25 protein-coding genes and 1 tRNA gene are annotated in these 26112 nt (G+C 70.5%); 14 read left to right on the top strand and 12 right to left on the bottom strand.

Annotation, left to right across the window (positions count from 1 at the left end; all coding sequences use genetic code 11):
- Nucleotides 1–22 precede the first annotated feature (22 nt).
- The 4 genes from ACFY10_RS03730 to ACFY10_RS03715 all read left to right on the top strand — a co-directional run bounded on the left by ACFY10_RS03730 (nucleotide 23) and on the right by ACFY10_RS03715 (nucleotide 3361).
- Entirely contained in the window at nucleotides 23–598 is a 576-nt protein-coding gene (locus ACFY10_RS03730) for a calcium homeostasis/redox stress adaptation protein (RefSeq protein WP_390663407.1), read from the top strand.
- 139 nt (nucleotides 599–737) lie between these two features.
- Nucleotides 738–1313, top strand: a complete 576-nt coding sequence (locus tag ACFY10_RS03725; RefSeq protein ID WP_390663406.1) for a TerD family protein — start codon at nucleotides 738–740, stop codon at nucleotides 1311–1313.
- A gap of 50 nt (nucleotides 1314–1363) precedes the next feature.
- Nucleotides 1364–2512 carry a DUF475 domain-containing protein gene (locus ACFY10_RS03720; protein ID WP_390663405.1) on the top strand — a complete coding sequence of 383 codons (1149 nt, stop codon included), beginning with the start codon at nucleotides 1364–1366 and terminating at the stop codon, nucleotides 2510–2512.
- A 111-nt stretch (nucleotides 2513–2623) separates the two neighbouring features.
- Nucleotides 2624–3361 (top strand): Tellurium resistance, encoded by a 738-nt coding sequence (locus ACFY10_RS03715; protein ID WP_390663404.1) that lies wholly within the window; start codon nucleotides 2624–2626, stop codon nucleotides 3359–3361.
- Nucleotides 3362–3461: 100 nt separating this feature from the next.
- Here the strand turns inward: ACFY10_RS03715 and ACFY10_RS03710 are convergent, their stop codons facing one another.
- Nucleotides 3462–4262: a TerD family protein gene (locus ACFY10_RS03710; protein ID WP_390663403.1), complete on the bottom strand. Its 801-nt coding sequence runs from the start codon at nucleotides 4260–4262 to the stop codon at nucleotides 3462–3464.
- Nucleotides 4263–4471: 209 nt separating this feature from the next.
- Here ACFY10_RS03710 and ACFY10_RS03705 point away from each other — a divergent pair, with 209 nt between their 5' ends.
- Genes ACFY10_RS03705 through ACFY10_RS03695 form a run of 3 tightly spaced genes read left to right on the top strand, consistent with a single transcriptional unit; the run spans nucleotide 4472 to nucleotide 9060 of the window.
- Entirely contained in the window at nucleotides 4472–5638 is a 1167-nt protein-coding gene (locus ACFY10_RS03705) for an HpcH/HpaI aldolase/citrate lyase family protein (RefSeq protein WP_390663402.1), read from the top strand.
- A gap of 24 nt (nucleotides 5639–5662) precedes the next feature.
- Nucleotides 5663–8245: a phosphoribosyltransferase gene (locus tag ACFY10_RS03700; protein ID WP_390663401.1), complete on the top strand. Its 2583-nt coding sequence runs from the start codon at nucleotides 5663–5665 to the stop codon at nucleotides 8243–8245.
- Nucleotides 8245–9060: an HAD family hydrolase gene (locus tag ACFY10_RS03695; protein ID WP_390663400.1), complete on the top strand. Its 816-nt coding sequence runs from the start codon at nucleotides 8245–8247 to the stop codon at nucleotides 9058–9060. The genes ACFY10_RS03700 and ACFY10_RS03695 overlap by 1 nt, the downstream gene beginning before the upstream one ends.
- A gap of 63 nt (nucleotides 9061–9123) precedes the next feature.
- On the opposite strand, the gene ACFY10_RS03690 is transcribed toward ACFY10_RS03695, so the two are convergent.
- Both ACFY10_RS03690 and ACFY10_RS03685 read right to left on the bottom strand, forming a co-directional pair.
- The gene (locus tag ACFY10_RS03690; RefSeq protein ID WP_390663399.1) at nucleotides 9124–9345 is read right to left on the bottom strand and encodes a zinc ribbon domain-containing protein; all 222 of its coding nucleotides are present in this window, start codon (nucleotides 9343–9345) and stop codon (nucleotides 9124–9126) included.
- 41 nt (nucleotides 9346–9386) lie between these two features.
- Nucleotides 9387–10763: a hypothetical protein gene (locus ACFY10_RS03685; protein WP_390663398.1), complete on the bottom strand. Its 1377-nt coding sequence runs from the start codon at nucleotides 10761–10763 to the stop codon at nucleotides 9387–9389.
- A 208-nt stretch (nucleotides 10764–10971) separates the two neighbouring features.
- Here ACFY10_RS03685 and ACFY10_RS03680 point away from each other — a divergent pair.
- Nucleotides 10972–11043 (top strand) — tRNA-Val (locus ACFY10_RS03680).
- Between the two features lie 73 nt (nucleotides 11044–11116).
- Here the strand turns inward: ACFY10_RS03680 and ACFY10_RS03675 are convergent.
- Complete coding sequence (locus ACFY10_RS03675; protein ID WP_390663397.1) at nucleotides 11117–11443, bottom strand: hypothetical protein; 327 nt, start codon at nucleotides 11441–11443, stop codon at nucleotides 11117–11119.
- Between the two features lie 257 nt (nucleotides 11444–11700).
- Between ACFY10_RS03675 and ACFY10_RS03670 the strand changes: the two genes are divergently transcribed.
- Entirely contained in the window at nucleotides 11701–12663 is a 963-nt protein-coding gene (locus tag ACFY10_RS03670) for a DMT family transporter (RefSeq protein WP_390663396.1), read from the top strand.
- 51 nt (nucleotides 12664–12714) lie between these two features.
- Nucleotides 12715–13227 carry a GNAT family N-acetyltransferase gene (locus ACFY10_RS03665; protein ID WP_390663395.1) on the top strand — a complete coding sequence of 171 codons (513 nt, stop codon included), beginning with the start codon at nucleotides 12715–12717 and terminating at the stop codon, nucleotides 13225–13227.
- A gap of 42 nt (nucleotides 13228–13269) precedes the next feature.
- On the opposite strand, the gene ACFY10_RS03660 is transcribed toward ACFY10_RS03665, so the two are convergent.
- The gene (locus tag ACFY10_RS03660; protein WP_390663394.1) at nucleotides 13270–14169 is read right to left on the bottom strand and encodes a ketopantoate reductase family protein; all 900 of its coding nucleotides are present in this window, start codon (nucleotides 14167–14169) and stop codon (nucleotides 13270–13272) included.
- Between the two features lie 94 nt (nucleotides 14170–14263).
- On the opposite strand from ACFY10_RS03660, the gene ACFY10_RS03655 reads away from it, so the two are divergent.
- A complete protein-coding gene (locus ACFY10_RS03655; RefSeq protein WP_390663393.1) occupies nucleotides 14264–14488 on the top strand; it encodes a DUF2277 domain-containing protein in 225 nt (74 codons plus the stop codon).
- Between the two features lie 215 nt (nucleotides 14489–14703).
- Here the strand turns inward: ACFY10_RS03655 and ACFY10_RS03650 are convergent, their stop codons facing one another.
- The 5 genes from ACFY10_RS03650 to ACFY10_RS03630 all read right to left on the bottom strand — a co-directional run bounded on the left by ACFY10_RS03650 (nucleotide 14704) and on the right by ACFY10_RS03630 (nucleotide 20529).
- Nucleotides 14704–15315 carry a DedA family protein gene (locus tag ACFY10_RS03650; protein ID WP_390663392.1) on the bottom strand — a complete coding sequence of 204 codons (612 nt, stop codon included), beginning with the start codon at nucleotides 15313–15315 and terminating at the stop codon, nucleotides 14704–14706.
- A gap of 257 nt (nucleotides 15316–15572) precedes the next feature.
- The gene (locus tag ACFY10_RS03645; RefSeq protein WP_390663391.1) at nucleotides 15573–16028 is read right to left on the bottom strand and encodes a DoxX family protein; all 456 of its coding nucleotides are present in this window, start codon (nucleotides 16026–16028) and stop codon (nucleotides 15573–15575) included.
- 83 nt (nucleotides 16029–16111) lie between these two features.
- Nucleotides 16112–18001, bottom strand: a complete 1890-nt coding sequence (locus ACFY10_RS03640; RefSeq protein WP_390663390.1) for an FAD/NAD(P)-binding protein — start codon at nucleotides 17999–18001, stop codon at nucleotides 16112–16114.
- 148 nt (nucleotides 18002–18149) lie between these two features.
- On the bottom strand, nucleotides 18150–19793 hold the full coding sequence (locus ACFY10_RS03635) for an alkaline phosphatase D family protein (protein ID WP_390663389.1): 1644 nt from the start codon (nucleotides 19791–19793) through the stop codon (nucleotides 18150–18152).
- A gap of 91 nt (nucleotides 19794–19884) precedes the next feature.
- Nucleotides 19885–20529 (bottom strand): HNH endonuclease family protein, encoded by a 645-nt coding sequence (locus tag ACFY10_RS03630; RefSeq protein ID WP_390663388.1) that lies wholly within the window; start codon nucleotides 20527–20529, stop codon nucleotides 19885–19887.
- Nucleotides 20530–20881: 352 nt separating this feature from the next.
- On the opposite strand from ACFY10_RS03630, the gene ACFY10_RS03625 reads away from it, so the two are divergent.
- Nucleotides 20882–21463, top strand: coding sequence for a TMEM165/GDT1 family protein (locus tag ACFY10_RS03625; RefSeq protein ID WP_390663387.1), 582 nt, complete (start codon nucleotides 20882–20884; stop codon nucleotides 21461–21463).
- A gap of 198 nt (nucleotides 21464–21661) precedes the next feature.
- Nucleotides 21662–22330 (top strand): HAD family hydrolase, encoded by a 669-nt coding sequence (locus tag ACFY10_RS03620; protein ID WP_390663386.1) that lies wholly within the window; start codon nucleotides 21662–21664, stop codon nucleotides 22328–22330.
- Between the two features lie 92 nt (nucleotides 22331–22422).
- Here ACFY10_RS03620 and ACFY10_RS03615 read toward each other — a convergent pair whose 3' ends face one another.
- Nucleotides 22423–23373 carry a peptidoglycan-binding domain-containing protein gene (locus tag ACFY10_RS03615; RefSeq protein ID WP_390663385.1) on the bottom strand — a complete coding sequence of 317 codons (951 nt, stop codon included), beginning with the start codon at nucleotides 23371–23373 and terminating at the stop codon, nucleotides 22423–22425.
- 168 nt (nucleotides 23374–23541) lie between these two features.
- Between ACFY10_RS03615 and ACFY10_RS03610 the strand changes: the two genes are divergently transcribed.
- Nucleotides 23542–25623, top strand: a complete 2082-nt coding sequence (locus ACFY10_RS03610) for an MDR family MFS transporter (protein ID WP_390663384.1) — start codon at nucleotides 23542–23544, stop codon at nucleotides 25621–25623.
- On the opposite strand, the gene ACFY10_RS03605 is transcribed toward ACFY10_RS03610, so the two are convergent.
- On the bottom strand, nucleotides 25616–26110 hold the full coding sequence (locus ACFY10_RS03605) for a GNAT family N-acetyltransferase (protein WP_390663383.1): 495 nt from the start codon (nucleotides 26108–26110) through the stop codon (nucleotides 25616–25618). The genes ACFY10_RS03610 and ACFY10_RS03605 overlap by 8 nt on opposite strands.
- Nucleotides 26111–26112: the final 2 nt, after the last annotated feature.

Here is a 26112-nt window from a genome sequence, read left to right as displayed (position 1 = left end):
CCCTGAAACCAATGGAGGACTCGTGGGAGTCAGCCTCAGCAAGGGCGGCAACGTATCGCTGACCAAGGAGGCCCCGGGCCTGACCGCGGTCATCGTCGGTCTGGGGTGGGACGTCCGCACCACGACCGGTACCGACTTCGACCTGGACGCCAGCGCACTGCTGCTGAACTCGTCCGGCAAGGTCGGCAGCGACGCCAACTTCGTCTTCTTCAACAACCTCAAGAGCCCGGACGGCTCGGTCGAGCACACCGGTGACAACATCACCGGTGAAGGCGAGGGTGACGACGAGCAGATCAAGATCAACCTCGCGGGCGTCCCGGCCGACGTCGAGAAGATCGTGTTCCCGGTCTCGATCTACGACGCCGAGAACCGCCAGCAGTCGTTCGGCCAGGTGCGCAACGCGTTCATCCGCGTGGTGAACCAGGCGGGCGAGGCGGAGATCGCACGCTACGACCTCTCCGAGGACGCCTCGACGGAGACCGCCATGGTCTTCGGTGAGCTGTACCGGCACGGCGCGGAGTGGAAGTTCCGCGCCATCGGCCAGGGCTACGCCTCGGGCCTGCGCGGCATCGCGCAGGACTTCGGCGTGAACGTCTGAGACAAGTCACCGGGTCTCAGGACCTGTCTGCATGCATCACATCACCCGGCGCCGCACCGTTTGCGTGCGGCGCCTGGGGTGCCCCTCCGGGGGAGCGAAGGACAACCAAAAAAGCACCACATCGGGGAGGACCAGCATCATGGGCGTCACGCTCGCCAAGGGGGGCAATGTCTCCCTGTCCAAGGCCGCACCCAACCTCACTCAGGTGATGATCGGGCTCGGCTGGGACGCGCGCTCCACCACCGGAGCCCCGTTCGACCTCGACGCCAGTGCCCTGCTGTGCAACGGCGGGCGGGTGCTGGGCGACGAGTACTTCGTCTTCTACAACCAGCTCAAGAGCCCGGAGGGCTCGGTGGAGCACACGGGCGACAACCTCACCGGTGAGGGCGAGGGCGACGACGAGTCGATCCTGGTCGACCTCGGCCAGGTGCCCGCACAGTGCGACAAGATCGTCTTTCCGGTCTCGATCCACATGGCCGACGAGCGGGCCCAGACCTTCGGACAGGTGAGCAACGCCTTCATCCGCGTCGTCAACCAGGCCGACGGCCAGGAGCTCGCGCGCTACGACCTCAGCGAGGACGCCTCCACCGAAACCGCGATGATCTTCGGCGAGCTCTACCGCTACCAGGGCGAATGGAAGTTCCGGGCGGTGGGACAGGGGTACGCGTCGGGGCTGCGCGGCATCGCTCTAGACTTTGGAGTCAACGTTTCGTAAAGCCGAGTACGGCGCGGGGGAGACCCGTACCGATACGGATTGGGTAGCCAGTGCTTCTGAAAACCTTTGGCTGGTCGTTCGCGGTTACCGCGGTCGGTCTGGCGTTGGGTGTCCTCTATGGGGGGTGGGAGGCCTTCGGCATCGTAGCTATCCTCTCCATCCTCGAGATCTCGCTGTCGTTCGACAACGCGGTGGTCAACGCCGGAATCCTGAAGAAGATGAATGCCTTCTGGCAGAAGATCTTCCTCACGGTCGGTGTCGTCATCGCGGTCTTCGGCATGCGGCTGGTCTTCCCGGTCGTCATCGTCGCCGTCACGGCCAAGAAGAGTCCCATCGAAGCGGTCAACCTGGCGTTGACCGACAAGGACCAGTACCAGCAGCTGGTCACCGACGCCCACCCGGCGATCGCCGCCTTCGGTGGCATGTTCCTGCTGATGATCTTCCTCGACTTCATCTTCGAGGACCGGGACATCCAGTGGCTGCGCTGGATCGAGCGGCCGCTGGCCAAGCTCGGCAAGGTCGACATGCTGTCGGTCTGCATCGCCCTGGTCGTCCTGCTGATCACGTCGTTCACCTTCGCCACCCACGCCCACCAGCACGGCGGCGCGCACATCGACAAGGCGCAGACGGTGCTGATCTCCGGCATCGCGGGTCTGATCACGTACATGGTCGTCGGCGGTCTCTCCGGCTACTTCGAGGACAAGCTCGAGGAAGAGGAGGAGCGGGAGCACGAGGAGGAGGAAGAGGCCGCGCGCAGCGGCAAGAAGCGCTCGGCGGTCGCCCTCGCCGGCCAGGCCGCGTTCTTCATGTTCCTCTACCTCGAGGTCCTGGACGCGTCCTTCTCCTTCGACGGTGTGATCGGCGCGTTCGCCATCACCAACGACATCGTGCTGATGGCACTGGGCCTGGGCATCGGCGCCATGTACGTCCGGTCGCTGACCGTGTACCTGGTCCGTCAGGGCACCCTGGACGACTACGTCTACCTGGAGCACGGCGCGCACTACGCGATCGGCGCGCTGGCCGTGATCCTCATGGTCACCATCCAGTACCAGATCAACGAGGTCATCACCGGCCTCGTCGGCGTCATCCTGATCGCCTGGTCCTTCTGGTCCTCGGTGCGCCGCAACAAGGCGCTCGCGGAAGCCGAGGGAAAAGCGGCGGGCTCGGACGAGAAGACTGAGATCTCGTCCGGGGTGTGACACGCCTCAGGGCGAGGAACGCTCTGTGCGGGGCGGCCGGCCTCCGGCCGCCCCGCCGGTTTTTCAAGTGAAGCCGGGTCCAGCGGGACCCGGGTGAATCTGGGGGCGGGAATGGGCTTCTTGGACGGACTCTGGCGCGGGCGCGAGGCCGACTTCGACTCGGGCAGCGCCGCGACCAACTCCATCGAGCTGACCAAACGGCACCACCAGGTATCCCTCACCAAGCAGGGCGCGGCCACCGGGCATCTGCGCGTCAACCTGAGCTGGCGGATGCGGACGTCCGACATCGGCGGTTCGCAGCGGGACTCACTGTTTCGGCACCCCTTCAAGGCGCTCAAGCCCGCGGAGGTCATGGGGCACGGCCAGAGCATGGTCAATGTCGACCTCGACCTGGCGTGTCTGTACGAGCTCCAGGACGGCACGAAGGGGGTCGTGCAGCCGCTCGGCAACTACTTCGGGGACGTCAACGCGCCGCCGTACGTCAAGCTCAGCGGCGACGACCGGTTCGGGTCGGCGTCCGGCGAGACGATGTACGTCAACCTCGACCACCGGGACGAGATCAAGCGGCTGCTGGTGTTCGTGTACATCTACGACCAGACTCCGGCGTTCGACCGTACGCACGCGATCGTGACGCTGTATCCGAGCAATGGGCCTCGGATCGAGATCCATCTTGATGAGCGGCATCCGCAGGCTCGGTCGTGTGCGGTGGTGATGATCGAGAACGTGAAGGGGGAGCTGGTGGTGCGGCGTGAGGTGAAGTTCGTGTACGGGTTCCAGGCGGAGCTGGACCGGTTGTACGGGTGGGGGTTGCAGTGGGGGCGGGGGTACAAGTCCAAGGTGGAGAAGTAGCCCCCGGTTGCCTACGAGCTCGGGGGGCCGTGTTCGTTGGCGGGTGCGGGTTGTGTGTGGCTTGTCGCGCAGTTCCCCGCGCCCCTTACCGGCGTATCAGCTAACGCCCGATGAACTGCGGCCCTTGCGGCGGCAGCCGGAAATCCGGGTTCGGAGCCGGGGCCGTCACCGGTGGCGGGTAGCCGTAGCCGGACGGGGCGCCTGCTGTGGCTGCTGCTGCGGGCTGGGGGTAGCCGTAGGCGGGTTGGGTGGCGGGGGGTTGTTGGGGGTAGCCGTATGCCGGCTGGGTGGGGACCGCGGTGGGCTGTTCCGGGGGAAGCGGCTGGGAGGCCTCGGGGGCGGGTTCCTCCGTGGCCTCCGACTCGTCCACCGAGATGCCGAACTCCGTGGCCAGACCCTTCAGGCCGTTCGGGTAGCCCTCGCCCAGGGCGCGGAACTTCCAGACCTCGTCCCGGCGGTACAACTCGCCGCAGATCAGGACGGTTTCCCTGCCCGTCTGGGGCTTGATGTCGAAGAGGATCAGCGGCTCGTCGGCCGCGCTCATGGCGTCGTACAGCAGGATGCGCAGTCCCTGTACGCGGTCGAAGGTGACGTCGTCCGCCGATGCGACCAGGAGAATCCGGCTGACATCGGCCTCGACTCCGGCCAGATCTGTCTGGATCGTGTCGGTGAGGCCGTCGGCGACGCGCTTCTTGCCGAGCCACCTTGCCTTCCCGGAGGGGTGCCGGGGCTGGTTGTAGAAGACGAAGTCCTCGTCGGAGCGCACACGACCGTCGGGGCCGAGGAGCAGCGCCGAAGCGTCTACGTCGGGGACCCCCTGCCCGGGCGTCCAGCGCAGCACGGCGCGCACCGTGGTGGCCTCGAGCGGGACGTTCGACCCCTTCAGCATCGCGTGCGTCATGCGGTCATCCTGCCCTCTCGGTCCTGGTCACGACAACGCGGGGGTGGGGGACCCGGTGGCCGTGTCGACGGCTTGTCGAATCGCCGTCGACATGGCCGAGTTACCAGAAATTCATGCCCTGCGGGAACCCCTGACATGGGTCTCTACGTACTATTACCGGCCACCCATTACCGAATCCACAGCCTTACCTGGCGTCACGGGGGAGTTCTATGCGTCATTTCGGGCACATTGCCCCGGAGGTGCGGCAGCGCCTCTTCCATCAGGAGCCGTGCGAGTTCACCACGGACTCCCCGGCCCGGGTCCTCTCCGCGGCCCTGGGCGCCACGCTCTACAGTCCGGCCACCCGGCCGCGGCTTGCCGACGACATCGTCAAGCAGGCCGGACTCGGCGTGGTCTCGATGGTGCTGTGCCTGGAGGACTCGATCGACGACGCGGACGTGGTGGCGGGGGAGGAGAACCTCGTCCGCCAGTTCGCCGACCTGGCCGGGCGGGACGGAGCCGAACTCCCGCTGCTGTTCGTCCGGGTCCGTACGCCCGAGCAGATCCCCGATCTTGCGCAGCGGCTCGGGGCGAGCGTCCGGCTGCTGTCCGGATTCGTGATGCCCAAGTTCACCGAGGAGCGCGGGATCCCCTTCCTGGAGGCCCTGGCAAGCGCCGAGACCGCGAGCGGCCACCGGCTGTTCGCCATGCCGGTGCTGGAGTCGCCCGAGCTGCTCTACCGCGAGTCGCGGGTGGAGAGCCTGGAGGGCATCGCTCGCGCCGTCGACAAGTACCGCGACCGCGTGCTCGCGCTGCGCCTCGGTGTGACCGACTTCTGCTCCTCGTACGGCCTGCGCCGGGCCCCCGACATGACGGCGTACGACGTCCATGTCGTCGCCTCCGTGATCTCCGACGTGGTGAACCTGCTGGGCCGGGCCGACGGCACCGGGTTCACGGTGACCGGGCCGGTGTGGGAGTACTTCCGGGTCCCGGAGCGCATGTTCAAGCCGATGCTGCGGACCAGCCCCTTCCTCGAGGGGCAGGCCGTCGAGCTGCGCGAGAAACTGATTGAGCACGCCATGGACGGGCTGCTGCGGGAGATCTCCCTGGACCAGGCCAACGGCCTGCTGGGCAAGACCTGCATCCACCCCTCCCACGTACTGCCCGTACACGCGCTGTCCGTGGTCAGTCACGAAGAGTTCGGCGACGCCGCGGACATCCTGCGGCCCGAGCGGGGCGGCGGGGGTGTACTGAGGTCGGCGTACACGAACAAGATGAACGAGGTGAAGCCGCACCGCGCATGGGCCGAGCGGACCATGCTGCGGGCCGAGGTGTTCGGCGTCGCCCGCGAGGACGTCAGCTTTGTGGACCTGCTCGCCGCCGGAATCCCCGGCTGAACCCACTTCACCATCTAGGGACGCATGAACAACGCAGTGAACAACCCGGTCTGGTCCGGGACCTGGGTCGCCGAGCGGCTCGGGCTCGAACTCGTGGGCGACGACAAGCTGACCGACCTGCTGGGGCTGGCCCTGCGCCGCAATCCCAAGCGGGCGCATCTGCTCGTCTCCAATGTGCTCGGCAAGCATGTGCCGCAGTCGCCGTCCGTGGTGTACGGGTACGGGTTCGCGCTCGGGCGCCGGGTACGGGAGCTCCTGGGTACCGAGGAGGCGGCCTCTGCGGTCGTCCTCGGTTACGCGGAGACGGCGACGGGTCTTGGCCACTCGGTCGCCGACGGCGTGGGGCTCGCCCCCTATCTGCACTCCACCCGCCGCCCGGTCGCGGGTGTGGCGGCGGCGGGCGGCTTCGAGGAGTCGCACTCGCATGCCACGTCTCACCTGCTGCTGCCGGAGGATCCGGCGCTGCTGGTGGGCGACGGGCCGCTGGTCCTGGTCGACGACGAGTTCTCGACCGGGAACACGGTCCTGAACACCATCCGGGATCTGCACGAGCGGTACCCGCGGCGGCGGTACGTCGTCGTTGCCCTGGTCGACATGCGGTCTGCGGCGGATCTGGGGCGGCTGGAGGACTTTGCGCGGGAGATCGGTGCGGAGGTCGACCTCGTGGCGGCCGCTTCCGGGACGGTCCGCTTGCCCGCGGGGGTGCTGGAGAAAGGGCAGGAGCTGGTTGCGCGGTACGAGTCGGCTGCGGGTGAGTGGGGGCTGGTCGCGCCCCGCGGCGGAGCCGCATATCGACACAGCCCCGCGCCCCTGAAAAACGGTGCCGGCGACGCCGACTTCAGCAGCACCCCCTCAGGGGCGCGGGGAACTGCGCGACCAGCCACAACGGACCCGCACCCGGCAGTCGGCCGCATCAGCCGCGTAGAGCTCTGCTGGCCCCGGGGCCTCCCCGACGGTGGCCGGCACGGCTTCACCCCCCAGCACCGCATCCGCCTCGAACGCGCGCTCCCCGCCATGGCAGCCCGCCTCGCAGAGGCACTCCCCGAAGACGCGCACCGCGTGCACATCCTCGGCTTCGAGGAGCTGATGTACGCGCCCCTGCGCCTCGCCCGGGAGTTGGAGCAGGTCGTCGACGCCGAGGTGAGGTACTCGACGACCACCCGCTCACCCGTCCTCGCGGTCGACGACCCGGGTTACGCGATACGCAGCCGCATAGCCTTCCCCGCCCATGACGACCCGGCGGACGGCCCCGGCGAGCGCTACGCCTACAACGTCGCCGGTGCCGGCTTCGACGCGGTCGTCGCCGTGGTCGACTCGGCAGCCGACACCCCCGAACTGCACGCGCCGGACGGCCTGTTGGCCCAGCTGGCCGCCCACGCCCCGCAGGTCCTGCTGGCGGTCGTGCCATCGTACGTCCCCGAGCCCCTGTACGTCCCCGAAAGGCCCGCCATGCTGCCCGAGCCCCTCCGCGGCCCCGCCTTCTCCTCGTATCCGCCCGAGGAGGTCGGCTGGCTGCTGCAGGACCTCTCGGACGTGACGCTGGAGGCGCCGACCGAGGAGCGGGAGGAGGCCATTCAGAGCGGGGGCGCGCACTACGCGGAGTCGCTGCCGGTGGAGTACCAGCCGAGCGAGCAGTACCAGGAGCTCTTCCACGCGGCGCTCGAGGAGTCCGCGGCGCGTCTCGCCCTCGCGGTCGGCGCCGTGACGGAGATCGTGCTGGCCGAGCGGTCGCCGCGGCCGGTGCTCGTCTCGCTCGCCCGCGCCGGTACGCCCGTCGGCGTGCTGATGCGGCGCTGGGCGCAGTTCCGGCACGGACTCGACCTTCCCCACTACGCCGTCTCGATCGTCCGCGGCCGCGGTATCGACGCCAACGCGCTGCGCTGGCTGGCCGCCCACCACGACCCGTCCGACGTCGTCTTCGTCGACGGCTGGACCGGCAAGGGCGCCATCACCCGCGAACTCGCCGACGCCATCAAGGAGTTCGAGGCGTCCGACGGCATCTCCGGGTTCGACCCGGAGATCGCGGTGCTGGCCGACCCGGGCTCGTGCGTGCGGACGTACGGCACCCGGGAGGACTTCCTCATACCCTCGGCCTGTCTCAACTCGACAGTCTCGGGCCTGATTTCGCGGACCGTGCTGCGCACGGACCTGGTCGGCCCGCACGACTTCCACGGCGCCAAGTTCTACCGCGAACTCGCCGGCACCGATGTCTCGGTGGACTTCCTGGACGCCGTCGCCGCCCGCTTCCCCGAGGTCGCGGACGCCGTCACCGCGCAGGTCAAGGAGCTGCTGTCCGGCGACCGCGAGCCGACCTGGGAGGGCTGGGCGGCCGTCGAGCGGATCAGCGAGGAGTACGGAATCCACGACGTGAACCTCGTCAAGCCCGGCGTCGGCGAGACCACACGCGTGCTGCTGCGCCGGGTGCCGTGGAAGATCCTGGCGAGGCAGGGGGCGGGCGCCGACCTGGACCACGTACGGCTGCTGGCCGAACAGCGAGGCGTACCGGTCGAGGAGGTCACCGAACTGCCGTACACCTGCGTGGGGTTGATCCACCCCCGGTTCACGCGCGGTGCGACCGGTGCCGACGGCAAGGCGGTGGCGGTCTGATGCCGGTACTGGTGGCGAGCGACCTCGACCGTACGCTCATCTACTCCTCCGCGGCCCTCGCGCTGACCATGCCGGACGCGCGGGCGCCCCGGCTGCTCTGCGTCGAGGTGCACGAGAGCAGGCCGCTGTCGTTCATGACGGAGACGGCGGCCGGGCTGCTGACCGACCTGGGTGACGCGGCGGTCTTCGTACCGACGACGACCCGGACGCGCAAGCAGTACCAGCGCATCAACCTGCCGGGCCCGGCGCCGAAGTACGCGATCTGCGCCAACGGCGGCCATCTGATGGTGGACGGCGTCTCCGACCTCGACTGGCATGCGCGCGTGACGGCACGGCTGGCCGACGAGTGCGCCCCGCTGGACGAGGTGCGCGAGCATCTGCTGGCGACGGCGGACCCGGTGTGGGTGCGCAAGCACCGGGTCGCCGAGGACCTCTTCGCCTACCTGGTCGTGGAGCGCGAGTTGCTGCCCGAGGAGTGGGTCAAGGAACTCGCGGTCTGGGCGGAGAACCGCGGCTGGACGGTCTCGCTCCAGGGCCGCAAGATCTACGCCGTCCCGAAGCCGCTGACCAAGAGCGCGGCGATGCACGAGGTCGCCCGCCGTACGGGCGCGGCCCTCACCCTGGCCGCCGGCGACTCACTGCTCGACGCCGACCTCCTGCTGGCGGCAGACCGGGGCTGGCGCCCTGGTCACGGCGAGCTGGCCGACGCGGAGTGGACGGCGCCGCAGATCAGCGCATTGCCGGAGCGGGGGGTCCTGGCAGGGGAGCGGATCCTACGTGAGTTCCTGAAGGCAACGCGCACAGCAACCCCCTGAGGGGCGCGGGGAACTGCGCGACCAGCCACGAACTACCCGCAGCCAACAACGCACCGGTCCCACCTAGCCGCAGCACCCTCCACCACAACATCCGCCCCCGCCGCCGCCCCCTCGTGGTGCCGCGGTCGGGGCGGACGCCGTACCGCCGACGGCCACCGTCGACAAAAGCTTCACCGTGTCCCCATGCCCGGCAGGGCACGTCGCAGGGTCGGAGGACTGAGCCATGGGCCGGCTCAGTTCAAATGTGTCGCCGCACGTCCGGCAGCGGTACTCGTAACGAGGCATGCGACCAGATTAGCGACGGGAACAGATGACCCCGCCCCCATTCAGGGCGTTGCAGTACCGCGATCTTCTCGGATCTGGGCGACCACCCTCGCCACCGTCTGCCGTACCGCCTCCGTCTCCGTGAGGAAGTGCCAGTAGTCGGGGTGGCGGCCCTGTAGTGAGGCGATCGCCCGGTCCAGGCGGCCCACGGAGTCGTCGAGCGGCCGGGCGTGCCGAGGATCTGGTGTCGACCGGCCCGTCATCGCCAGCCTCTGCGCATCCCGGATCGCGAACCGCGTCCGGTCGATCTCCTGCTGGGGATCCTTCTGTACGGCGTTGAGGCGCTGCAGCCGATCCCGTGCCGCAGACACGGACTCGTCGGTGGTGTTGAGCAGCGCCCGTACCGTCGACAGCAAGGAGGTCGCGTCCGGCCAGCGTTGGGCGTCGCGGGCGGCCTGTGCCTCCTTCAGCTTCAGCTCGGCCTGGCGTACGTTCTCCGCGGCCTGCTCCGGTACGTGCTGCAGGTCCTGCCAGCACGCCGCCACGAACCGCCGCCGCAGCTCGCTCAGCACAGGATCGACCTGCCCGGCACGGGTGGTGAGCGCCTGCGCGCGGGTGCGCAGCGAGACGAGGCGGTGGTCGATCTCGGCGGCCTTCTCCGGCAGCCGCCCGGCCTCCACCCGGATGGCCTCGGCCTCCCGCGCCACGCGCTCGGCCCGCTCCAGGGTCTCCGGCACGCCGTGCTGTCCGGCGCCCTGGTTGAGCTTGGTCAGTTCGGGGCCGAGGGCGGCCAGCCGGGCCGCGAGGTCGTCCGCCCTGAGGTTCGTGGCCCGTACGGCATCGAGGGCGTTCGAAGCGGCGAGCAGTCCCTGCCGGGCCCGCTCGACCGCCGGGGCCAGCCGGGCCAGCTGGGTCTCCGCCTTGCCGAGCAGCGGCCCGAGGCTGTCGCCGAAACGATCCAGCTCCCGCTTGACGTTCGAGAGGTCGTCCTTGGCCTTGGTGAGCTCGGTACGCGCGTGTGCCGCGACCGACGCCTCCAGGTCGTCCCGGTCGAGGTCGTGTGCGTCGACGGCCTCGATGTAGCGATGGCTGGCCTCGTCGATGCGCCGCCCCAGCGCCTCGAAGTCGGACACGGCGCGCCGGGCGGCCGGGGAGTCGTCGACCGCCGTGATCGTCTCGATCGAGATCCGCAGGTCGCGCTGGGCCGTGTCCAGTTCGTAGAACGCGGCCGCCGCGGCGTCCTTCGCGGCCTGCGCCTCGGCCCGCTGGCTCTCGGCCCGCCCGCCGAACCAGCGCCGGGTGCCGCCGCCGGCGAACGCGGCGGGCAGCGCGAGCGCGGCGACGAGGGGCAGGGCGACGAGGGTGCAGACATCCCTGAGCGCCTGACGGTGTGCACGCGGCACCAACGGCGAGTACGGCTGCGAAGGTGTCGCCGTCACATCCCTCTCCCGTGCATTCATCCGTCCTGGCCGGTGCCTCGTTTCATTCTCCCACCGGTTAAGGACGAACACACGGGCCGGTTAGTTCGCGGTCTCGGGGGTGACTTTGCCGTCACCGGTGCGGGCGGACACCCGGCACGTGGACCTGGGCAGGCGATACGGGTTTGCAGGGCACTGCCTCGGGCAAGGTAGGCTGTCGACTCGTCTCGGGTGCGTAGCTCAGGGGTAGAGCGCCTGCCTTACAAGCAGGATGTCGGCGGTTCGAAACCGTCCGCGCCCACACGGGAAGAAGACCCCGGCCGATCATGGCCGGGGTCTTCTTGTGTCATGCCTCTTGTGTCATGCCTCTTGTGTCATGCCTCGCGCGCGTGCTTCAGCCTGGTGCGGGCGTCCACTCGCTCTCCGGTCGTGACCTCCGCCCAGAAGCGATGGGTGCTGACGAAGACGGCGAGCTCGTGCTCGCGCTGCCGGAGCTTCTCCACCTCGGCCTGTTCGTCGGCCGTCCAGCCGGGGGAGGCGGGGCGCTCCACCTTGCGCCAGCCGCCCGTGTCGCTGAAGCCGTCCAGGGGCTCGACCGACCAGGGCAGCCGCTTGAGCAGGGCCGACAGCTCCGCCCGGACCTGATGCAGCTCCTCCTGACCGGCGAGGAGGTCACTCGGAAAGTCATAGGTCGTAGCCACGGCGCAATGCTACGCCTGTTCGAATTTGGGATGCGAGTTCCTTCCCGGGGTTCATGCGGACGGGTGTCCCTTGGCAGGTACCATCGCGGGGTGAACAGCTACTGGCACGTCGTTCTGCCGCCCCTCTGCGCCTGACCGGGCGCAGACACTGACGGTTTGATTCCCGGCCCCAACGCCCGCAGGGCGGTCAGGGGCCTTTGTCGTGCGCCCGTTTCGGATCGAGTCCCAGACGCATTCGACGACGGAAGATCACGACTGTGCCGAACCGCACGACCCCTCTGACTCCCGCGCGCCCGGCCGCCGCCGGCCCGCGCCCTTCCCGTACCGGTCTCCTCGGCGGCCCCGCCCCCATCCTCACCTCGGCCGTGCTGTGGGGGACGACCGGCACCGCCAGTTCCCTGGCACCGGCCGGCGCACCGGCGGCGGCCATCGGCTGCGCCGGTCTCACCCTGGGCGGCATCCTGCTGTTCCTCACCTCCCGCGGCGCCGGCTCGCTGCCCGCCGCCTGCACGTGCGCCGAGCGGTGGCTGCTCGTCCTCGGTGCCCTGGCGGTGGCCGGGTATCCGGTCACCTTCTATCCGGCGGTGGCCCGGACCGGCGTGGCGGTGGCCACCGTGATCGCGTTGGGCAGCGCACCGGTCTTCGCCGGACTGCTGTCCTGGATCACCGGACAGGCCCGGCCGACCGCCCGCTGGACCAGTGCCACCGCAGCGGCCGTGCTGGGCTGCACCCTTCTGGTGCTGGGCCCCGAACTCACCGGACACGCCGCGCCGATGGACCTGACGGGCGTCGTGCTCGCCGCATGCGCCGGGCTGTCGTACGCCGCCTACTCGCTGATCGGCGGCAGGCTCATCAGCCGTGGGCACCCGTCCGATGCGGTGATGGGTGTGCTGTTCGGCGCCGCCGGGCTCCTCGTCCTGCCGCTTTTCCTCTCCGTCGACATGCACTGGCTCGCCACCACCCGCGGTGCGGCGGTGGCGGTGTATCTCGCCCTGTTCACCGTCTTCCTGGCCTACCGGCTCTTCGGGCACGGACTGCGTCACACCCCGGCGTCGGTGGCCACGTCGCTGACCCTGGCCGAGCCCGCCGTGGCAGCGGTCCTGGGCGTGACCGTCCTCGGTGAACGCCTGCCGGCCGCCTCCTGGTGCGGACTGGCCGTCCTCGCTCTGGGGCTGGTTCTCCTGACCGTCCCCGTCGGCGCGGGCAGCCGGGGACGGTAGCCGCGGCGACGCAGATCCTCACTGTCAGACCCGGCTCCTATGGTTGGCGGCATGGACTTCGCGGACGTGGAGAAGGTGCGGCTGGAGCCCTGGGGTGAGGGCGACTTCTGGCTGTTGCGGCGGACCAACACCCCCGAGATGACCGAGCACTTGGGCGGGCCCGAGAGCGAGGAGAAGCTCGCCGACCGGCATCGGCGGTACCTGGAGGTGGGGTCCGGGCAGATGTACCGGGTCGCGCTGGCGGGCAGCGGGGAGACCGTGGGCTCGGTCGGGTTCTGGGCTCGGGAGTGGCGGGGCGGCACGGTATGGGAGGCGGGGTGGGGTGTGCTGCCCGAGTTCCAGGGGCGGGGGCTGGCCGTGCGGGCGGCGCGGGCCGTTGCGGAGGCCGCGCGGGACGCCGGCGAGCACCGGTATCTGCACGCCTTCCCGAAGGAGGACAACGGCCCGTCGAACTCCGTCTGCCGACGGGCCGGGTTCACCCTGCTCGGGCGGGTCGACTTCGAGTACCCGAAGGGGCACTGGATCACGTCCAACGACTGGCGGGTGGACCTGCGGTCCATATGACGGTCCCGCTCCGCCCCGGCTGGACGGGCGTCTGCGCGGCCGTCAGTGGCCGGTGCCCGCCAACTCCCGTACCACCCGCGCCGTCACCGGCACACGCACCCCGTGCCGCTCGGCCGCACGCAGCAACGCCCCGCCGATCGCGTCCAGTTCGAGGGGGCGGCCCGCCTCGGCGTCGCGCTGCATCGACGACTTGGTCTGCGGTGGGAAGGCGTCGTAGCGGGCCAGCGCCTGGGCCGGATCCGCCGGGCCGCCGCTCGCGCGGCTGACCGCGGCCGTCTCCTCCACCAGGGCCGTCAACTCGTCGCGGTGCCGGGTGCGTACGTCGCCGAGCGGGAGGCCGTACCTGGTGGTGAGGAGAGCGAACGGCGCCAGGAACGACATCTTCGCCCACAGGGCGGCCGTCTCGTCGTCGAGTACGCGGGTGGCCGGACCGGCGGTGTCGAGGGCTTGGGCGAGGGAGTCGAGCCGGTCGCGGGGCACTCCCTCGCCGGTCAGGTCGATCTCGGCGAAGGGGCTGCCGTGCTCGATCACTCCCGCCGCGACCCGGGTCGACTCGACGCGGATCACGGCCGGGGCGATCAGGTCGGGGCGGTAGCGGGCGCGCAGGGCCGCGGGGTGCTCGACGCCGTTCAGGAACGGCACGAGGAGGGCGTCGCCGAGGACCGTGGGCGGGACGCGGTCGAGGGCGGCGTCCAGGGCGGTGTGCTTGACCGCGACCAGGCATGCGTCGACCGGTTCCCGCAGCACGGTGTCCGCGTCCACGCGGGCCGTGAAGTCACCGAACAGGCCGCTGCGGACGCGGATCCCGTCCGTGCGCAGCGTCGCGGCGGTCTCCTCGCCGGCCAGGCAGATCACGCGGTGGCCGGCGCGGGACAGGAGCCCGGCGAGCAGGCCGCCGATGCCGCCGGGGCCCAGGACGGCAACGGTGAGTTCGTTCGCCATGATTCTGTTGTTCCCTTCGTCGGTCGGCCCCGGAACGGTGGCCGCCTCGGGACGGATCATGCCAGGCGCCGCAGAAGTGCGTGAGACTGGTTCCATGTGCCGGAGCATCAAGACACTTCGCCCGCCCGCGTTGCCCGAAGAGGCGACGGAGGAAGAGATCAGGGCCGCGGCCCTGCAGTTCGTGCGGAAGGTGTCCGGCTTCCGGGCGCCCGCCGCACACAACCGGGAGGTCTTCGACCAAGCCGTCGACGCGATCACCGAGGCCACGGCCGAACTGCTGGCGGGTCTTGAGGTGCGGGGGCAGAAGGCGTCGGCCTAGCGGGCCGCCGGATGCGCCATATGCGGCTCCGCCGCGGGGGCGCAGGCCGTCGGTCGTCTGCGGCTTCGTCGTGGCTGGTCGCGCCCGCGCGGCGGAGCCGCATATTGACAGAGCCCCGCGCCCCTTTGGGGCGCTGCCCTTCACGGCGCGGACTTTGCCCGCCCGGCTCAGGGCCCCGTCCAGGGACGACCCAGGACCCGTTCAGCGCCCAGGATCTACGAGGCCTTAGCCGGGCGCCGCATCACATACGCCGCGCCCGCCCCCGCGCCGAACAGCGCCAGCACCGACACCGCCGTGGCCACCCACGTCGTGCCCAGCCACTGGCCGCCGTAGTACCCGAGGGCCACGCTGTACGTCGCCCAGGTCAGGCCCGCGAGGGCGGACCAGGGGAGGAAGTCGCGGGCGCGGCGGTGGGCGGCGCCGGCGCCGAGGGAGACGACCGAGCGGCCGGCCGGGGCGAACCGGGCGAGGATGACCAGGGCCCCGCCGCCCCGGGCGAGGGCGGCGCCGAGACGTTCCTGCGCGGTGGTCAGCCGGCGTGAGCGGGCGATCGCGCGGTCCAGGCGTTCGCCGCCGCGCCAGGCCAGCCGGTACGCCACCAGGTCACCGAGGACGGAGGCGGTGGCAGCGCAGAACGTCAGGGCCAGGATGTCGGGGACCGCGTGCGGCACCTGGCCGGTCGCCGAGCCCGCGGCCGCCGCCGTGGCGGCCGTGATCACCAGTACCCCGCTCGGCAGAACGGGCACGAACACATCAAGCAGGACCGACAGCGCCACCATTGCGTAGATCCATGGGCTGCCGGTCAGCGACCCCACACTCTCCAGCACCGCGAACTCCCCGTGACTCCCCCGTGGGCCGGACCGTGCCGCGAGCGTTGCGAGGGAGCGGCAAGGGCGGCCATAACAGCCATACAGCGTACGCCTGGGCTGTGACGGGGGATTCATGGGGGGCGCGTGTGATCGGCACAGTACGTTCACCCGGGCGCCGGTCCCTTGAACGCGCAGGGCCTTCCCCCGCCGGCGAGGGAAGGCCCTGCTGTGCGCCGATCAGTGCGCGGATCACTGCGCCGGATCAGCGCACCCGATCAGGCAGCGACCGGCGTCTGCTCCGCCGCCTGCTTGCCCTGTGCCGTGGAGCGCTTCGCGAACAGCTGGTCCAGGCCGAAGGCGCCGGAGCCGGTGAAGACCAGCAGCAGAAGGGCCCAGCAGAACATCGCCGAGGCCTCGCCGCCGTTCTCCATCGGCCACAGGGCGTTCGGCTGGTGCACCTTGAAGTAGGCGTACGCCATCGAGCCGGAGGCTATGAACGCGGCGGCACGCGTGCCGAGGCCGAGCAGTACGAGGATGCCGCCGACCAGCTGGATGACGGCCGCGTACCAGAACGGCCAGGCGCCGGTCTCGACGGTGCCGCCGTTGGTGCCGGCCACGCCGCCGAGTACGCCGAAGAGCGAGGCGGCGCCGTGGCAGGCGAAGAGCAGGCCGACGACGACGCGGAACAGCCCGAGGACGTACGGCTGAGCGTTGTTGAGACGAGCAGTCATGTGGGGGGTACTCCTTCGGTCGGGCCGGTCCGGGGCGGACCGGTCTGGGGACGAGCCGAGTGAGTGATTTACGTTAGGTCGACCTAATCAATGCTTGCAAGTTCAACATTCGGCCATCGATCCGGTTCCGCTTCCGGCTCCGTTTCGCCCGCAGCCGCACGTAGCAGGGCTCTGGCCACCGCATCCGCGTCCGAAAGTGTGACCGAATCCACTCCGGGCCGAGCGCCCGCCGCCGTCACCCAGTGCACCCCCTCCGTGGGCACCCCGAAGGCGAACCGCCTTGAATGCGCCCGGCCTTGACGGTCCATCAGACGGTACGGCCGTTCCGTTACGTCCAACCCCCCGGTTTCGTAACCGCCGACGGCATGCGGCCGGCACTGCCCCGTCTTCAGCAGCCGGGCGAGGAGTTCGTCGGCGGTGCGCCGCAGATCCGGTTCCGGTAGGCGGGCCTCTATGAGGGTTGTCACACGCACCGACGACCCCGGCACCTCGGGGGAGCGTGCCACCCAAGCCCCCTGCTCGGGCCGCACCTCCAGCCGGGGCCCGAGTACCTCCACCACCCCCGCCTCCACCAGCGCGGCCAGCTCCTCGATGCGCCGCCGGGGAGGGCCGATGGAGAGGAAGGCGTTGAGCGGGGTGTACCAGCAATCCAGGTGCTCGCGGCGGGAGGTGCCGGTGAGGCCGCCGTGGTCGACGATCAGCCGCAGCTCGTTGCGCAGGTCGCGCAGCACGTCCAGGGCCGCCTTGAGCGGACCGTCCACATTGCCCAGGGCGGCCTGCGTCGCGTCCTCGCGCAGATACGCCAGCAGCCACTCCCGCCACTGCCGGGGGCCCTCGAACTCCCCTTCCGCATACGGCCGCGAGATGCGGTCCCAGCTCCAGTGGTCGCCGTCCGCGACCCCGAACTCGTCGAGTACGTATGCCTCTTGGGGATCGCGATGGGGCACGGCGAGGAAGTGTTCCGCGAACTCCGGACTGCCGGTCAGCGCCGTGTAGTAGACCGTCTCCACCTCCTTCGCCACCAACGGCCATATCTCGGCGAGGAAGTCGGGCGCCTCACCGGAGTCCGCGCGCTTGCGGAAGCCCGCGATCACCTCCGGGGTGAGGACCAGCGGGGTGTGCCGGCCGTACGGGCCCTTCGCGTTGTCGCCGCGCGCCTGGTACGGGATGCCGCGCCGGGAGCCGGCGTAGAGGCGTGGTTCGCGTCCGGAGGGGACATAGCGCAGACCGCGGCGACCGGAGACGAACCGGCCGCCCCGGCCCGTGGTCAACAGGGCCGTGTGGTCGAAGAAGTTGAGGCCCAGGCCGCGCAGCAGCACCGGTTCGCCGGGGGCTATGGGGGAGAGGTCGACGTCGGCCGGGTTGGCGGGCGGGAAGTGGAGCAGGCCGTGGCGGTCGGCGTAGTCCGCAAGGCGGCGCTGCGCCGCGTCCGCGGCGGCCGGGAGGTGGCCCTGGGCGAGGACGACGGCGGACAGGCCCGTCAGGGTGCGGCCGTCGTCGAGGGTGAGGGCCTGGCGGCCGTCGGGGGCGTCGTCCAGCCGTACGGCGCGCGCCCGGTGCGTCTCGACGCGTACGGCGGGCGGGGCCTCGCGCACCACTTTCGCGAACACCCACTCCAGGTACCGGCCGTACTGGGCGCGGGTCGGGTACTCGTCCGCACCCAGCTCGCCGCCCGCCCATTCGTACAGGCTCGGGCCCGGCCGGACCGGCCCCGAGCAGTCCACGCTGTCGTCGGTGAACAGGGTCACCTGGCAGGCCACGGTGTTCATCAGCAGCTCGGGAGACTGGGCGGTGCGCCACACGCTGCCGGGGCCCGGCGGTGCGGGGTCGACGACGTGGACGGTCAGTCCTGCGCCCGGCGGGAGGAGCTCCGGCACGGAGGCGCAGAGGCGTTCCAGGACACTCGTGCCGCGCGGTCCGGCGCCGACCACGGCCAGGGAGACGGTGGGGGTTTCCGCGGTCGGTGCAGACAAAGGGGTGACTCCCGGGCGTGTGGGGCGCTTGGCAGCAAACCGCCCACTGGAAGCGGACGGTCCGCCTCATCATGCCGTCGGGAGTCACAGAAGCCAACGTGGGTCTCAGTCACCCCGTTTGTCACTCATGTGTCCCTCATATGCCGCTTCATGTGGGGGTGAGGGCGGACTCCTCCACGGTCTTCAGCGCGCTGTCCGGCTGCGCCTGCTCCAGCCGCAGCCGCGCCGAACGGCCCCGCAGCGTCAGCGTCATGATCTGGTTGCCGAACCAAGGCCCGCCCTTCTTGCGCCAGTCGACCGGCGGCCGCCCGCACCTCCCGTGCCGGGCGAACCGCCGGCCGAGGGCCCGGGCCGCCGCACTCCAGCCGAAGCGGAAGCCGAGCCGTATGGACAGGGGGATGGAGTTGTGGACCGGGGAGCAGGTCAGCTGCAGGACGCGGGCGTCCGGGGCGCCGGACGGCCAGGCCGGTTCGGCCACGTACGCGTGGTGCACGTCCCCCGACAGGACGAGCACCGTCGCCGGCGCCTCCGCCCCCGAACCGGCCTCGGCGATCAGCTCGGTCAGCGCGGCGAAGGAGGCCGGAAAGGCCGCCCAGTGCTCCAGGTCCGCCCGCCGCCGCAGATCCTCCCCGAACCGCGCCCAGCGCGCCCCGCGCTCGCCCCGGCACAGGGCCGCGTTCCAGGCCTCGGCGTCGTGCACCAGGTGCGGCAGCAGCCAGGGCAGCGAGGTGCCGATGAGGAGGTGGTCGTACGACCCCCGTTCCGTCAGGGCCTGCTCGCGCAGCCACTCCGCCTCCCCCGGGTCGAGCATCGCGCGGCTCTCCTCGTCCAGGACGCGGGCCGCCCGGGTGTCCACCATCAGCAGGCGTACGCGGCCGAAGTCGCGGCGGTAGCTCCAGCGCACCGAGGCCGGGTCGCCGTCGGCCTTGCAGGCGAAGGCGCGCAACTCGTCGGTGCCGTCGGGGAGTTCGCGTACGGCGGCGTAGAGCGGGTCGGCGGCGAGCTCGACCGGCGACAGATTGCCGAGATGCTGATGCACCCAGTACGACATCAGGCCGCTCAGCAGCCGCTCGCGCCACCAGGGGGTGGCCCGCATGTCGTCGAGCCAGGCGGCGGAGGTGTTCCAGTCGTCGATGACGTCGTGGTCGTCGAAGATCATGCAGCTCGGCACGGTGGACAGCAGCCAGCGCACCTCGGGGTCGAGCCAGGACTCGTAGTAGAGGCGGGTGTACTCCTCGTAGTCCGCGACCTCGTTGCCCGGCGGGTCGCTCAGGTCGCGCCGGGCGGCCAGCCAGCGCCGGGTCGCCTCGGAGGTCTCGTCGGCGTACACCTGGTCGCCCAACAGCAGCAGCACGTCCGGGCGTTCGCCGTCCGGGTCGGCCGCCATGCGCGCGGCGAGGGTGTCCAGGGCGTCGGGGCCGACGGGGTCGTGTTCGTCGGCGGGCGGGGCGGCCCAGCGGCAGGAGCCGAAGGCGACACGGACGCCGTCGTCGCCGTGCGAGGTGCGGATGACGGAGGGCGGAAACCTCTGCGAGGGGTCGGTCGCGTCGGGCAGCGGCCACACTTGCGTGCCGTCGAGGAGGACGTCGTACGGCGTCGTCGTGCCCGGCGTGAGGCCGGTGACCGGCACGAGGGCATAGTGATGGCCCGCGACCTGGAAGGTGCGGGCCTCACCGCGGGCGCCGTCCGCGCAGCGCACCTCGGCGGTGCACGGACGGCTCGCCTCGACCCAGACGGTCGCGGACGAGCCGTCGGCATACCTCAGCAGTGGACCCAGGCGCAGTTCGGCCACGCGGCACCCTCCTCCGTCGCCCCGTACGGTACGGAACGACGGAGGTCGCTGGGGAGGTTCCTTTACAGAATCCGCCGGATCATCCGCGAGATCAGCAGCCGCTGAGGACCGAGCTCAGCTTGCTCTTCTCCGCCGAGTCGACGGAGAGGTCGTAGTAGTACTTCACCTGGACCCAGGCGCGGACGTAGGTGCAGGCGTACGAGCTGACCGGGGGCATCCACTCGGCCGGGTCCTTGTCGCCCTTGGACTGGTTGACGTTGTCCGTGACGGCGAGGAGCTGCGGGCGGGTGACGTCGTTGGCGAAGCCCTCGCGCTCGGACGTGGTCCACTGGCTGGCGCCGGAGTCCCAGGCCTCGGCGAGCGGCACGAGGTGGTCGATGTCGACGTCGGAGGCGGCGGTCCAGGTGGCGCCGTCGTAGACCGAGTACCAGCTGCCGCTGGTGGCGGTGCAGGCGGAGTTGGTGACGACGTTCGAACCGTCCCGCTTGAGGATCCACTCACGGGTGTTGCAGGTGCCGCTGATGGTGTCCCACGTCGGGAACAGGGACCGCTGGTAGCCGGTGCGGTCCTCGGTCGCCACGGTGAGCGAGGCGAGGTAGGTGCGGGCGGTGGCGGCGCTGACCGGGGTGGGGAGCGCGGCGGACGCGGTCGGGCTGTTGAAAAGTCCGACGGAAGCTATGAGTCCGGTAAGAGCCGCGAGTATGCTGAGCCGTCGACGCGCGTAGAACTTCGGCATGCGAACTCCCAGGGGGTGTGGGGGCGTTGGGGTGCGGGCGATGGAATGCTCGCCGCGCTGTGTTGCCGCAAGGTGAGTGTCAGGTAAGAAGCTAGTGACGTGTTCATGACACGACAAGCTTTACGGTCGAACTTTCTGTTGCGTACCCTGGGTGGCGCAGAAGGGGAGTAGCTCTTCGCCGGACCGTCGACATACTGCTCAGCTCGTCTGAGCCGGCGCCCGGAGGTGGGTCCCTGTGGACCTCGCCAGCGAGACCTTCGGCAAGCAGTGCACCCGTGTGTGCTGCCATGCCGAGGTGTCCGCGCACAGCAGTCGCACTCTCGGCGGGGCAGCCCCGACCGATTGAGGAACCTTGATCAGCTTCACCGTCACGGCGCTCGTCTTCGGCGTCGTCTTCCTTGCCGAACTGCCGGACAAGACCGCGCTCGCCGGTCTGGTGCTGGGCACCCGCTATCGCGCCTCGTACGTCTTCGCGGGCGTGGCCACGGCGTTCGCGCTGCATGTTGCGCTTGCCGTGGCCGCCGGAAGCGTGCTCACCCTGCTTCCGCAGCAGATCGTCCACGCGCTGACGGGCGTCCTCTTCCTGGGTGGCGCCGCTGTGCTGCTGATGAAGAAGGGCGAGGATGAGGAGGAGATCCGCAAGCCTGAGAACCAGTCCTTCTGGAAGGTCGCGGGCGCCGGATTCATGCTCATCCTGGTCGCCGAGTTCGGGGATCTGACCCAGATCATGACGGCGAACCTCGCGGCCCGTTACGACGACCCGCTCTCCGTCGGCCTGGGAGCGGTGCTGGCGCTGTGGGCGGTGGCCGGGCTCGGGATCGTCGGCGGAAAGGCGCTGATGAAGCGCGTGCCGCTGGCTCTCATCACCAAGGTCGCGGCACTGCTGATGCTGGCGCTCGGCGTGTGGAGCCTGTGGGAGGCCGTGAGCGGCTGAGCCGGGTCCGAAGGGTCGCCGAGTCTGAACGGTCGGTGAACTGTTGCCGGATGCGGTGGCGGATGACGGCCTGGTTTTGTACCGTGTAGGAACAAAGTGGCTCCCGCCCGTTTTCCCTGACCGGCGGGCGGGGCCGCCTTGTCTCTCCGGGCGCCACCCGTACGCCCTCTTCGAGCCCTTCGCGCCTTGGAGCTGCCGATGACGGTCACCACCGTGCCCACCGTCCTCACCGCCCGCGCCCTCCTGCTGGACATGGACGGCACCCTCGTGAACTCCGACGCCGTCGTCGAGCGCATCTGGCGGCGCTGGGCCGAGCGGCACGGGCTGGACGCCGACGAGGTCATGAAGGTGGTGCACGGGCGCCAGGGCCACGCCTCCATGGCGCTGCTGCTGCCCGACCGCCCCATGGAGCAGAACCTCGCCGACAACGCGCGCATGCTCGCCGAGGAGACCGCCGACCTGGACGGCGTGGTCGCGATCCCCGGCGCCCCCGAGTTCCTCGCCTCCCTGCACGGGCTGCCGCACGCCCTGGTGACCTCGGCCGACCTGGCCCTCGCCACGGCCCGGATGGGCGCTGCCGGCCTGGAACTTCCCGATGTGCGGGTGACCGCCGAGTCGGTCGGTGCGAGCAAGCCGGATCCCGAGGGGTTTCTCAAGGGGGCGGCCGAACTGGGCGTCGAGCCGGCCGACTGCATTGTCTTCGAGGATTCCGCTGCTGGGATCCAGGCGGGGCGCTCCGCGGGGATGCGGGTTGTGGGGGTCGGGCCGAGGGCCGACCTTTATGAGCCGGATGTGGTGGTGCGGGATCTGACGCGGGTGCGGGTTGAGGCTGCGCCGGGCGGGGGGATCCGGCTGTACGTGGGGTAGTGCTGGGGGCTGCCGCCCCCAGACCCCCGCTTCGGCCCTGAAGGGGCCTCGTTCTCAAACGCCGGACGGGCTGAAGTGCACTGACTGGCGCTTTACGGCTCCGTCGTCTCCGATTCCAGTTGTGACCGTGTCTCCGGCCCGTACACCCCCAGCTCGTCCCCCTGGATTCCCCGTGCCCACTGGTATCTGCCGACGGCGTCCTCGACGCCCTCGTTGTAGTGGCCGCTCGCCTTTCTTGTGTAGAGGCCGAGCTGGGTCAGGCGTAGTTCGAGTTCGGTGACCTCGGGGCCATCGGAGCCGCGGCGCAGGACGGGTGGTGTGGTCTGGCGGGTGTCGGTCGTGCCGATGCTGCCGCTTGCGGTGGCCGTCGGCGGGGTGCGGGTCGGCTCGGGCGACCGGGACGGGCTCGGCGAGGCGCTCGTCGCCGACGGGGACGGCGAGAGCGACGGGCTCGCGCTGACCGCCGGGGCCGGCCGTGCGGGCGGCCGTACGGACGTGGCGTGCCCGGACGGCGACGCGGACTCCGAGCTCGGCAACGCGTCCGGGACACTCGCCCGTACGTCGTCGGGCAGGGCGGTGTCCCGCGAGGGTGCCTCGTAGGAGAACAGCCCGCTTGCCAGCCCGGCCGCCGCCAGTACCGTGGCGAAGGCCCCGCCGACGCCGAGGAGCACGGTGCGGCGTCTGCGGCGCACCCTGTGCGCCGCGTCGTCCTCGCCGTCCTCGTCGTACGTGTCTTCCGGGTGCGCGCTCTCGAACAGGCGCAGATCGTCGGTGCTCGGCACCTCGGTGCCTATCGCCCGCAACGGCATCGTCGCCTCGACCGCCGGCACCGGCGGAGGTGCAGCGGGCTCACTCCCCGCACCCTCCAGCTCGACATACGGCCGTATCCGCAGCGGGTCGAAGTCCTCCGCCGCGGCCTGCTCGGCCGTACGGGCGTCGCGCAGGGCGTCGGACGCCCGTTGAGTGCAGCCGCAGGACGGGGTGTTGTCCGCCCCTCTGGGCGCTCCGCACTCCGGGCACTGGTGACCTTTCGGGTCTGTCACGCGTTCGTCCCTCCCTTCACGCTCCCCTCGCGAACTTCAGAGGTTATCCAGATCATCTCCACGCCGTGCCCGTAGCCCCCGGAATATCGGCTTCCACTAGGACTCAACAGGCCATAACCGGTCACACCGATCACCATGGACGTGTAACGAGAGCCGCGGGAGGTCTTCATGGCCGGGGATGCGCACGGTATGACGGGGAATGTGCGAGACGCACAGGCATCCGCGAGGCCCCCGCAGCGGGGCAGCGCCGCCCAGGAGCACGTGTCCGGGAACGTACTCGTGTCGATCGGCGCCCTGCTCCTCGGGATGCTGCTCGCGGCCCTCGACCAGACCATCGTGTCGACCGCGCTGCCCACCATCGTCAGCGACCTCGGCGGCCTGGAGCACCTGTCCTGGGTGGTCACCGCGTATCTGCTGGCCTCGACCGCCGCGACCCCGCTGTGGGGCAAGCTCGGGGACCAGTACGGGCGGAAGCGGCTGTTCCAGACCGCGATCGTGATTTTTCTCATCGGCTCCGCGCTCTGCGGAATGGCGCAGAACATGCCCCAGTTGATCGCGTTCCGGGCGGTGCAGGGCCTGGGCGGCGGCGGGTTGATGGTGCTGTCGATGGCGATCGTCGGGGATGTCGTCGCGCCGCGTGAACGCGGCCGCTATCAGGGGCTGTTCGGAGCCGTGTTCGGTGCGACCAGTGTCCTGGGGCCCCTGCTCGGCGGGCTGTTCACCGAACACCTCAGCTGGCGCTGGGTCTTCTACGTCAACCTTCCCGTCGGCGTCGTCGCCCTCGCCGTGATCGCGACCGCCCTGCGCATCCCGCGCAAGGCCGCGCAGCACGTCATCGACTACCTCGGCACCTTCCTCATCGCCGCGGTCGCCACCTGTCTGATCCTGGTCGCCTCCCTCGGCGGTACGACCTGGGGCTGGGGCTCGACACAGATCGTCGGGCTGATCCTGCTGGGCGTCGGCCTGGCCGTCGCGTTCGTGGCCGTGGAACGCAGAGCCGCCGAACCCGTCCTCCCGCTCAAGCTGTTCCGCATCCGCACCTTCGCCCTCTCCGCGGTCATCAGCTTCATCGTCGGCTTCGCCATGTTCGGCGCGATGACCTATCTGCCGACCTTCCTCCAGGTCGTCCAGGGCGTGACGCCGACCATGTCCGGCGTGCACATGCTGCCGATGGTGTTCGGCATGCTGCTGTCGTCCACCGCCTCCGGCCAGATCGTCAGCCGCACCGGCCGCTGGAAGGTGTTCCCGATCGCGGGCACCGGGGTGACCGCCCTCGGCCTGCTCTTCCTCCACCAGCTCGACGAGAACAGCTCCACGGCCGAGATGAGCGTCTACTTCTTCGTCTTCGGCCTCGGGCTCGGCCTGGTCATGCAGGTGCTGGTCCTCATCGTGCAGAACGCGGTCTCCTACGAGGACCTCGGCGTCGCCACCTCCGGCGCGACCTTCTTCCGCTCGATCGGCGCCTCCTTCGGCGTGGCGATCTTCGGCACGGTCTTCGCGAGCCGCCTCAGCGACAAACTGACCGACGCCTTCCGGGGCGCCCGCCTCCCCGCCGGCGTCTCCGCGGACGCTCTCAAGTCCGACCCGCGCGGCATCGGCTCACTCCCGCCGGACCTGCGCGGACCCGCCCTGCACGCGTACGCGTCGGCCATCACCGACGTCTTCCTGTACGCCGCCCCCGTCGCCCTCCTCGGCTTCGTGCTGGCCTGGTTCCTCAAGGAGGACAAGCTGCGCGGCTCCGTCACCGCGCCCGACGTGACGGAGACCCTTGCGAGCAATCCGGTCGAGCGGTCCTCGTACGACGAGGTGTGCCGCGCGCTGTCCGTGCTGGGCACCCGGGAGGGCCGGCGCGAGATCTACCGGGAGATCACCGAACGGGCGGGCTACGACCTGCTGCCCGCGGCGGCCTGGCTGCTGCTGCGGATCAAGAAGCACGGCTGGGCCGAGCCGGGCGTGCTCGCCGAGCGCAGCGCGGTGCCGATGCAGGTCATCATCGCCGCCGCCCGCCAGGTCGAGGAGCGGCGGCTGGCCTTCCGCGAAGGCCTCGATCTGGTCCTCACCGACCAGGGCCTGGAGGTGGCCGAACGGCTCGCGCGGGCGCGGGCGGACTCGCTTGCGGAGCTGCTCGGCGACTGGTGGGGGCCGGACCGGCCCACCGACCTCGTCCAACTGGTCGGGGAACTCAACGACGAACTGTGCGGCTCGGACCGGGAGCAGCCGCGCAACGGGCATGTGGAGCACGTCAGTTGAGCAGCTCCTTGCGGAACCAGTGCTCGGCGTACTTGTCGTCGTTGTGCGGCTCGGTCTCCGAGTAGCCGAGCCGCACGTACAGGGCGCGGGCCTCGACGAGGTCGCTTCGGGTGTCGAGGATCAGCTGCCGGGCGCCGAGGGTCCGGGCGGCGTCCTCGGCGGCGCTGACGAGGAGCGCAGCCCCGCCCTTGCCGCGCATCCCCTCGTACACGAACACCCGCGTGAGCTCGCCGACCCCGCCGTCCAGCAGCCGTACGCCCGCGCTGCCCGCCGGCTCACCGCCGTACCGCGCGACCAGCAACTGCCCGCTCGGCGGCGCGAGTTCGGCACCCGTGTGAGCCGCGATCTCCCGCTCCAGCTCGGCCGGATCGGTCTGCCGACCCTCGCGCAGAAGGTGGTAGCGGTCGCTGACCTCCGTGTAGTACGCCCGCCAAAGGGCTGCGGCGACGGGGGAATCGAAGGGTTCCGGGGCGATCGTCCAGGTCACCC

Origin of the sequence: Streptomyces sp. NPDC001401 (genome assembly GCF_042895385.1) — a bacterium.
Lineage (GTDB): Bacteria > Actinomycetota > Actinomycetes > Streptomycetales > Streptomycetaceae > Streptomyces.
The sequence above is the reverse complement of the archived record's forward strand: the minus strand, read 5'-3'. Positions and strand labels throughout refer to the sequence as shown.

Coding starts and splice junctions, on each gene's coding strand:
- ACFY10_RS03725 (WP_390663406.1), top strand. CDS start 738: ATGGGCGTCACGCTCGCCAAGGGGGGCAATGTCTCCCTGTCCAAGGCC.
- ACFY10_RS03715 (WP_390663404.1), top strand. CDS start 2,624: ATGGGCTTCTTGGACGGACTCTGGCGCGGGCGCGAGGCCGACTTCGAC.
- ACFY10_RS03710 (WP_390663403.1), bottom strand. CDS start 4,262: ATGACGCACGCGATGCTGAAGGGGTCGAACGTCCCGCTCGAGGCCACC.
- ACFY10_RS03705 (WP_390663402.1), top strand. CDS start 4,472: ATGCGTCATTTCGGGCACATTGCCCCGGAGGTGCGGCAGCGCCTCTTC.
- ACFY10_RS03700 (WP_390663401.1), top strand. CDS start 5,663: ATGAACAACGCAGTGAACAACCCGGTCTGGTCCGGGACCTGGGTCGCC.
- ACFY10_RS03695 (WP_390663400.1), top strand. CDS start 8,245: ATGCCGGTACTGGTGGCGAGCGACCTCGACCGTACGCTCATCTACTCC.
- ACFY10_RS03690 (WP_390663399.1), bottom strand. CDS start 9,345: ATGCCTCGTTACGAGTACCGCTGCCGGACGTGCGGCGACACATTTGAA.
- ACFY10_RS03665 (WP_390663395.1), top strand. CDS start 12,715: ATGGACTTCGCGGACGTGGAGAAGGTGCGGCTGGAGCCCTGGGGTGAG.
- ACFY10_RS03660 (WP_390663394.1), bottom strand. CDS start 14,169: ATGGCGAACGAACTCACCGTTGCCGTCCTGGGCCCCGGCGGCATCGGC.
- ACFY10_RS03655 (WP_390663393.1), top strand. CDS start 14,264: ATGTGCCGGAGCATCAAGACACTTCGCCCGCCCGCGTTGCCCGAAGAG.
- ACFY10_RS03645 (WP_390663391.1), bottom strand. CDS start 16,028: ATGACTGCTCGTCTCAACAACGCTCAGCCGTACGTCCTCGGGCTGTTC.
- ACFY10_RS03630 (WP_390663388.1), bottom strand. CDS start 20,529: ATGCCGAAGTTCTACGCGCGTCGACGGCTCAGCATACTCGCGGCTCTT.
- ACFY10_RS03620 (WP_390663386.1), top strand. CDS start 21,662: ATGACGGTCACCACCGTGCCCACCGTCCTCACCGCCCGCGCCCTCCTG.
- ACFY10_RS03610 (WP_390663384.1), top strand. CDS start 23,542: ATGGCCGGGGATGCGCACGGTATGACGGGGAATGTGCGAGACGCACAG.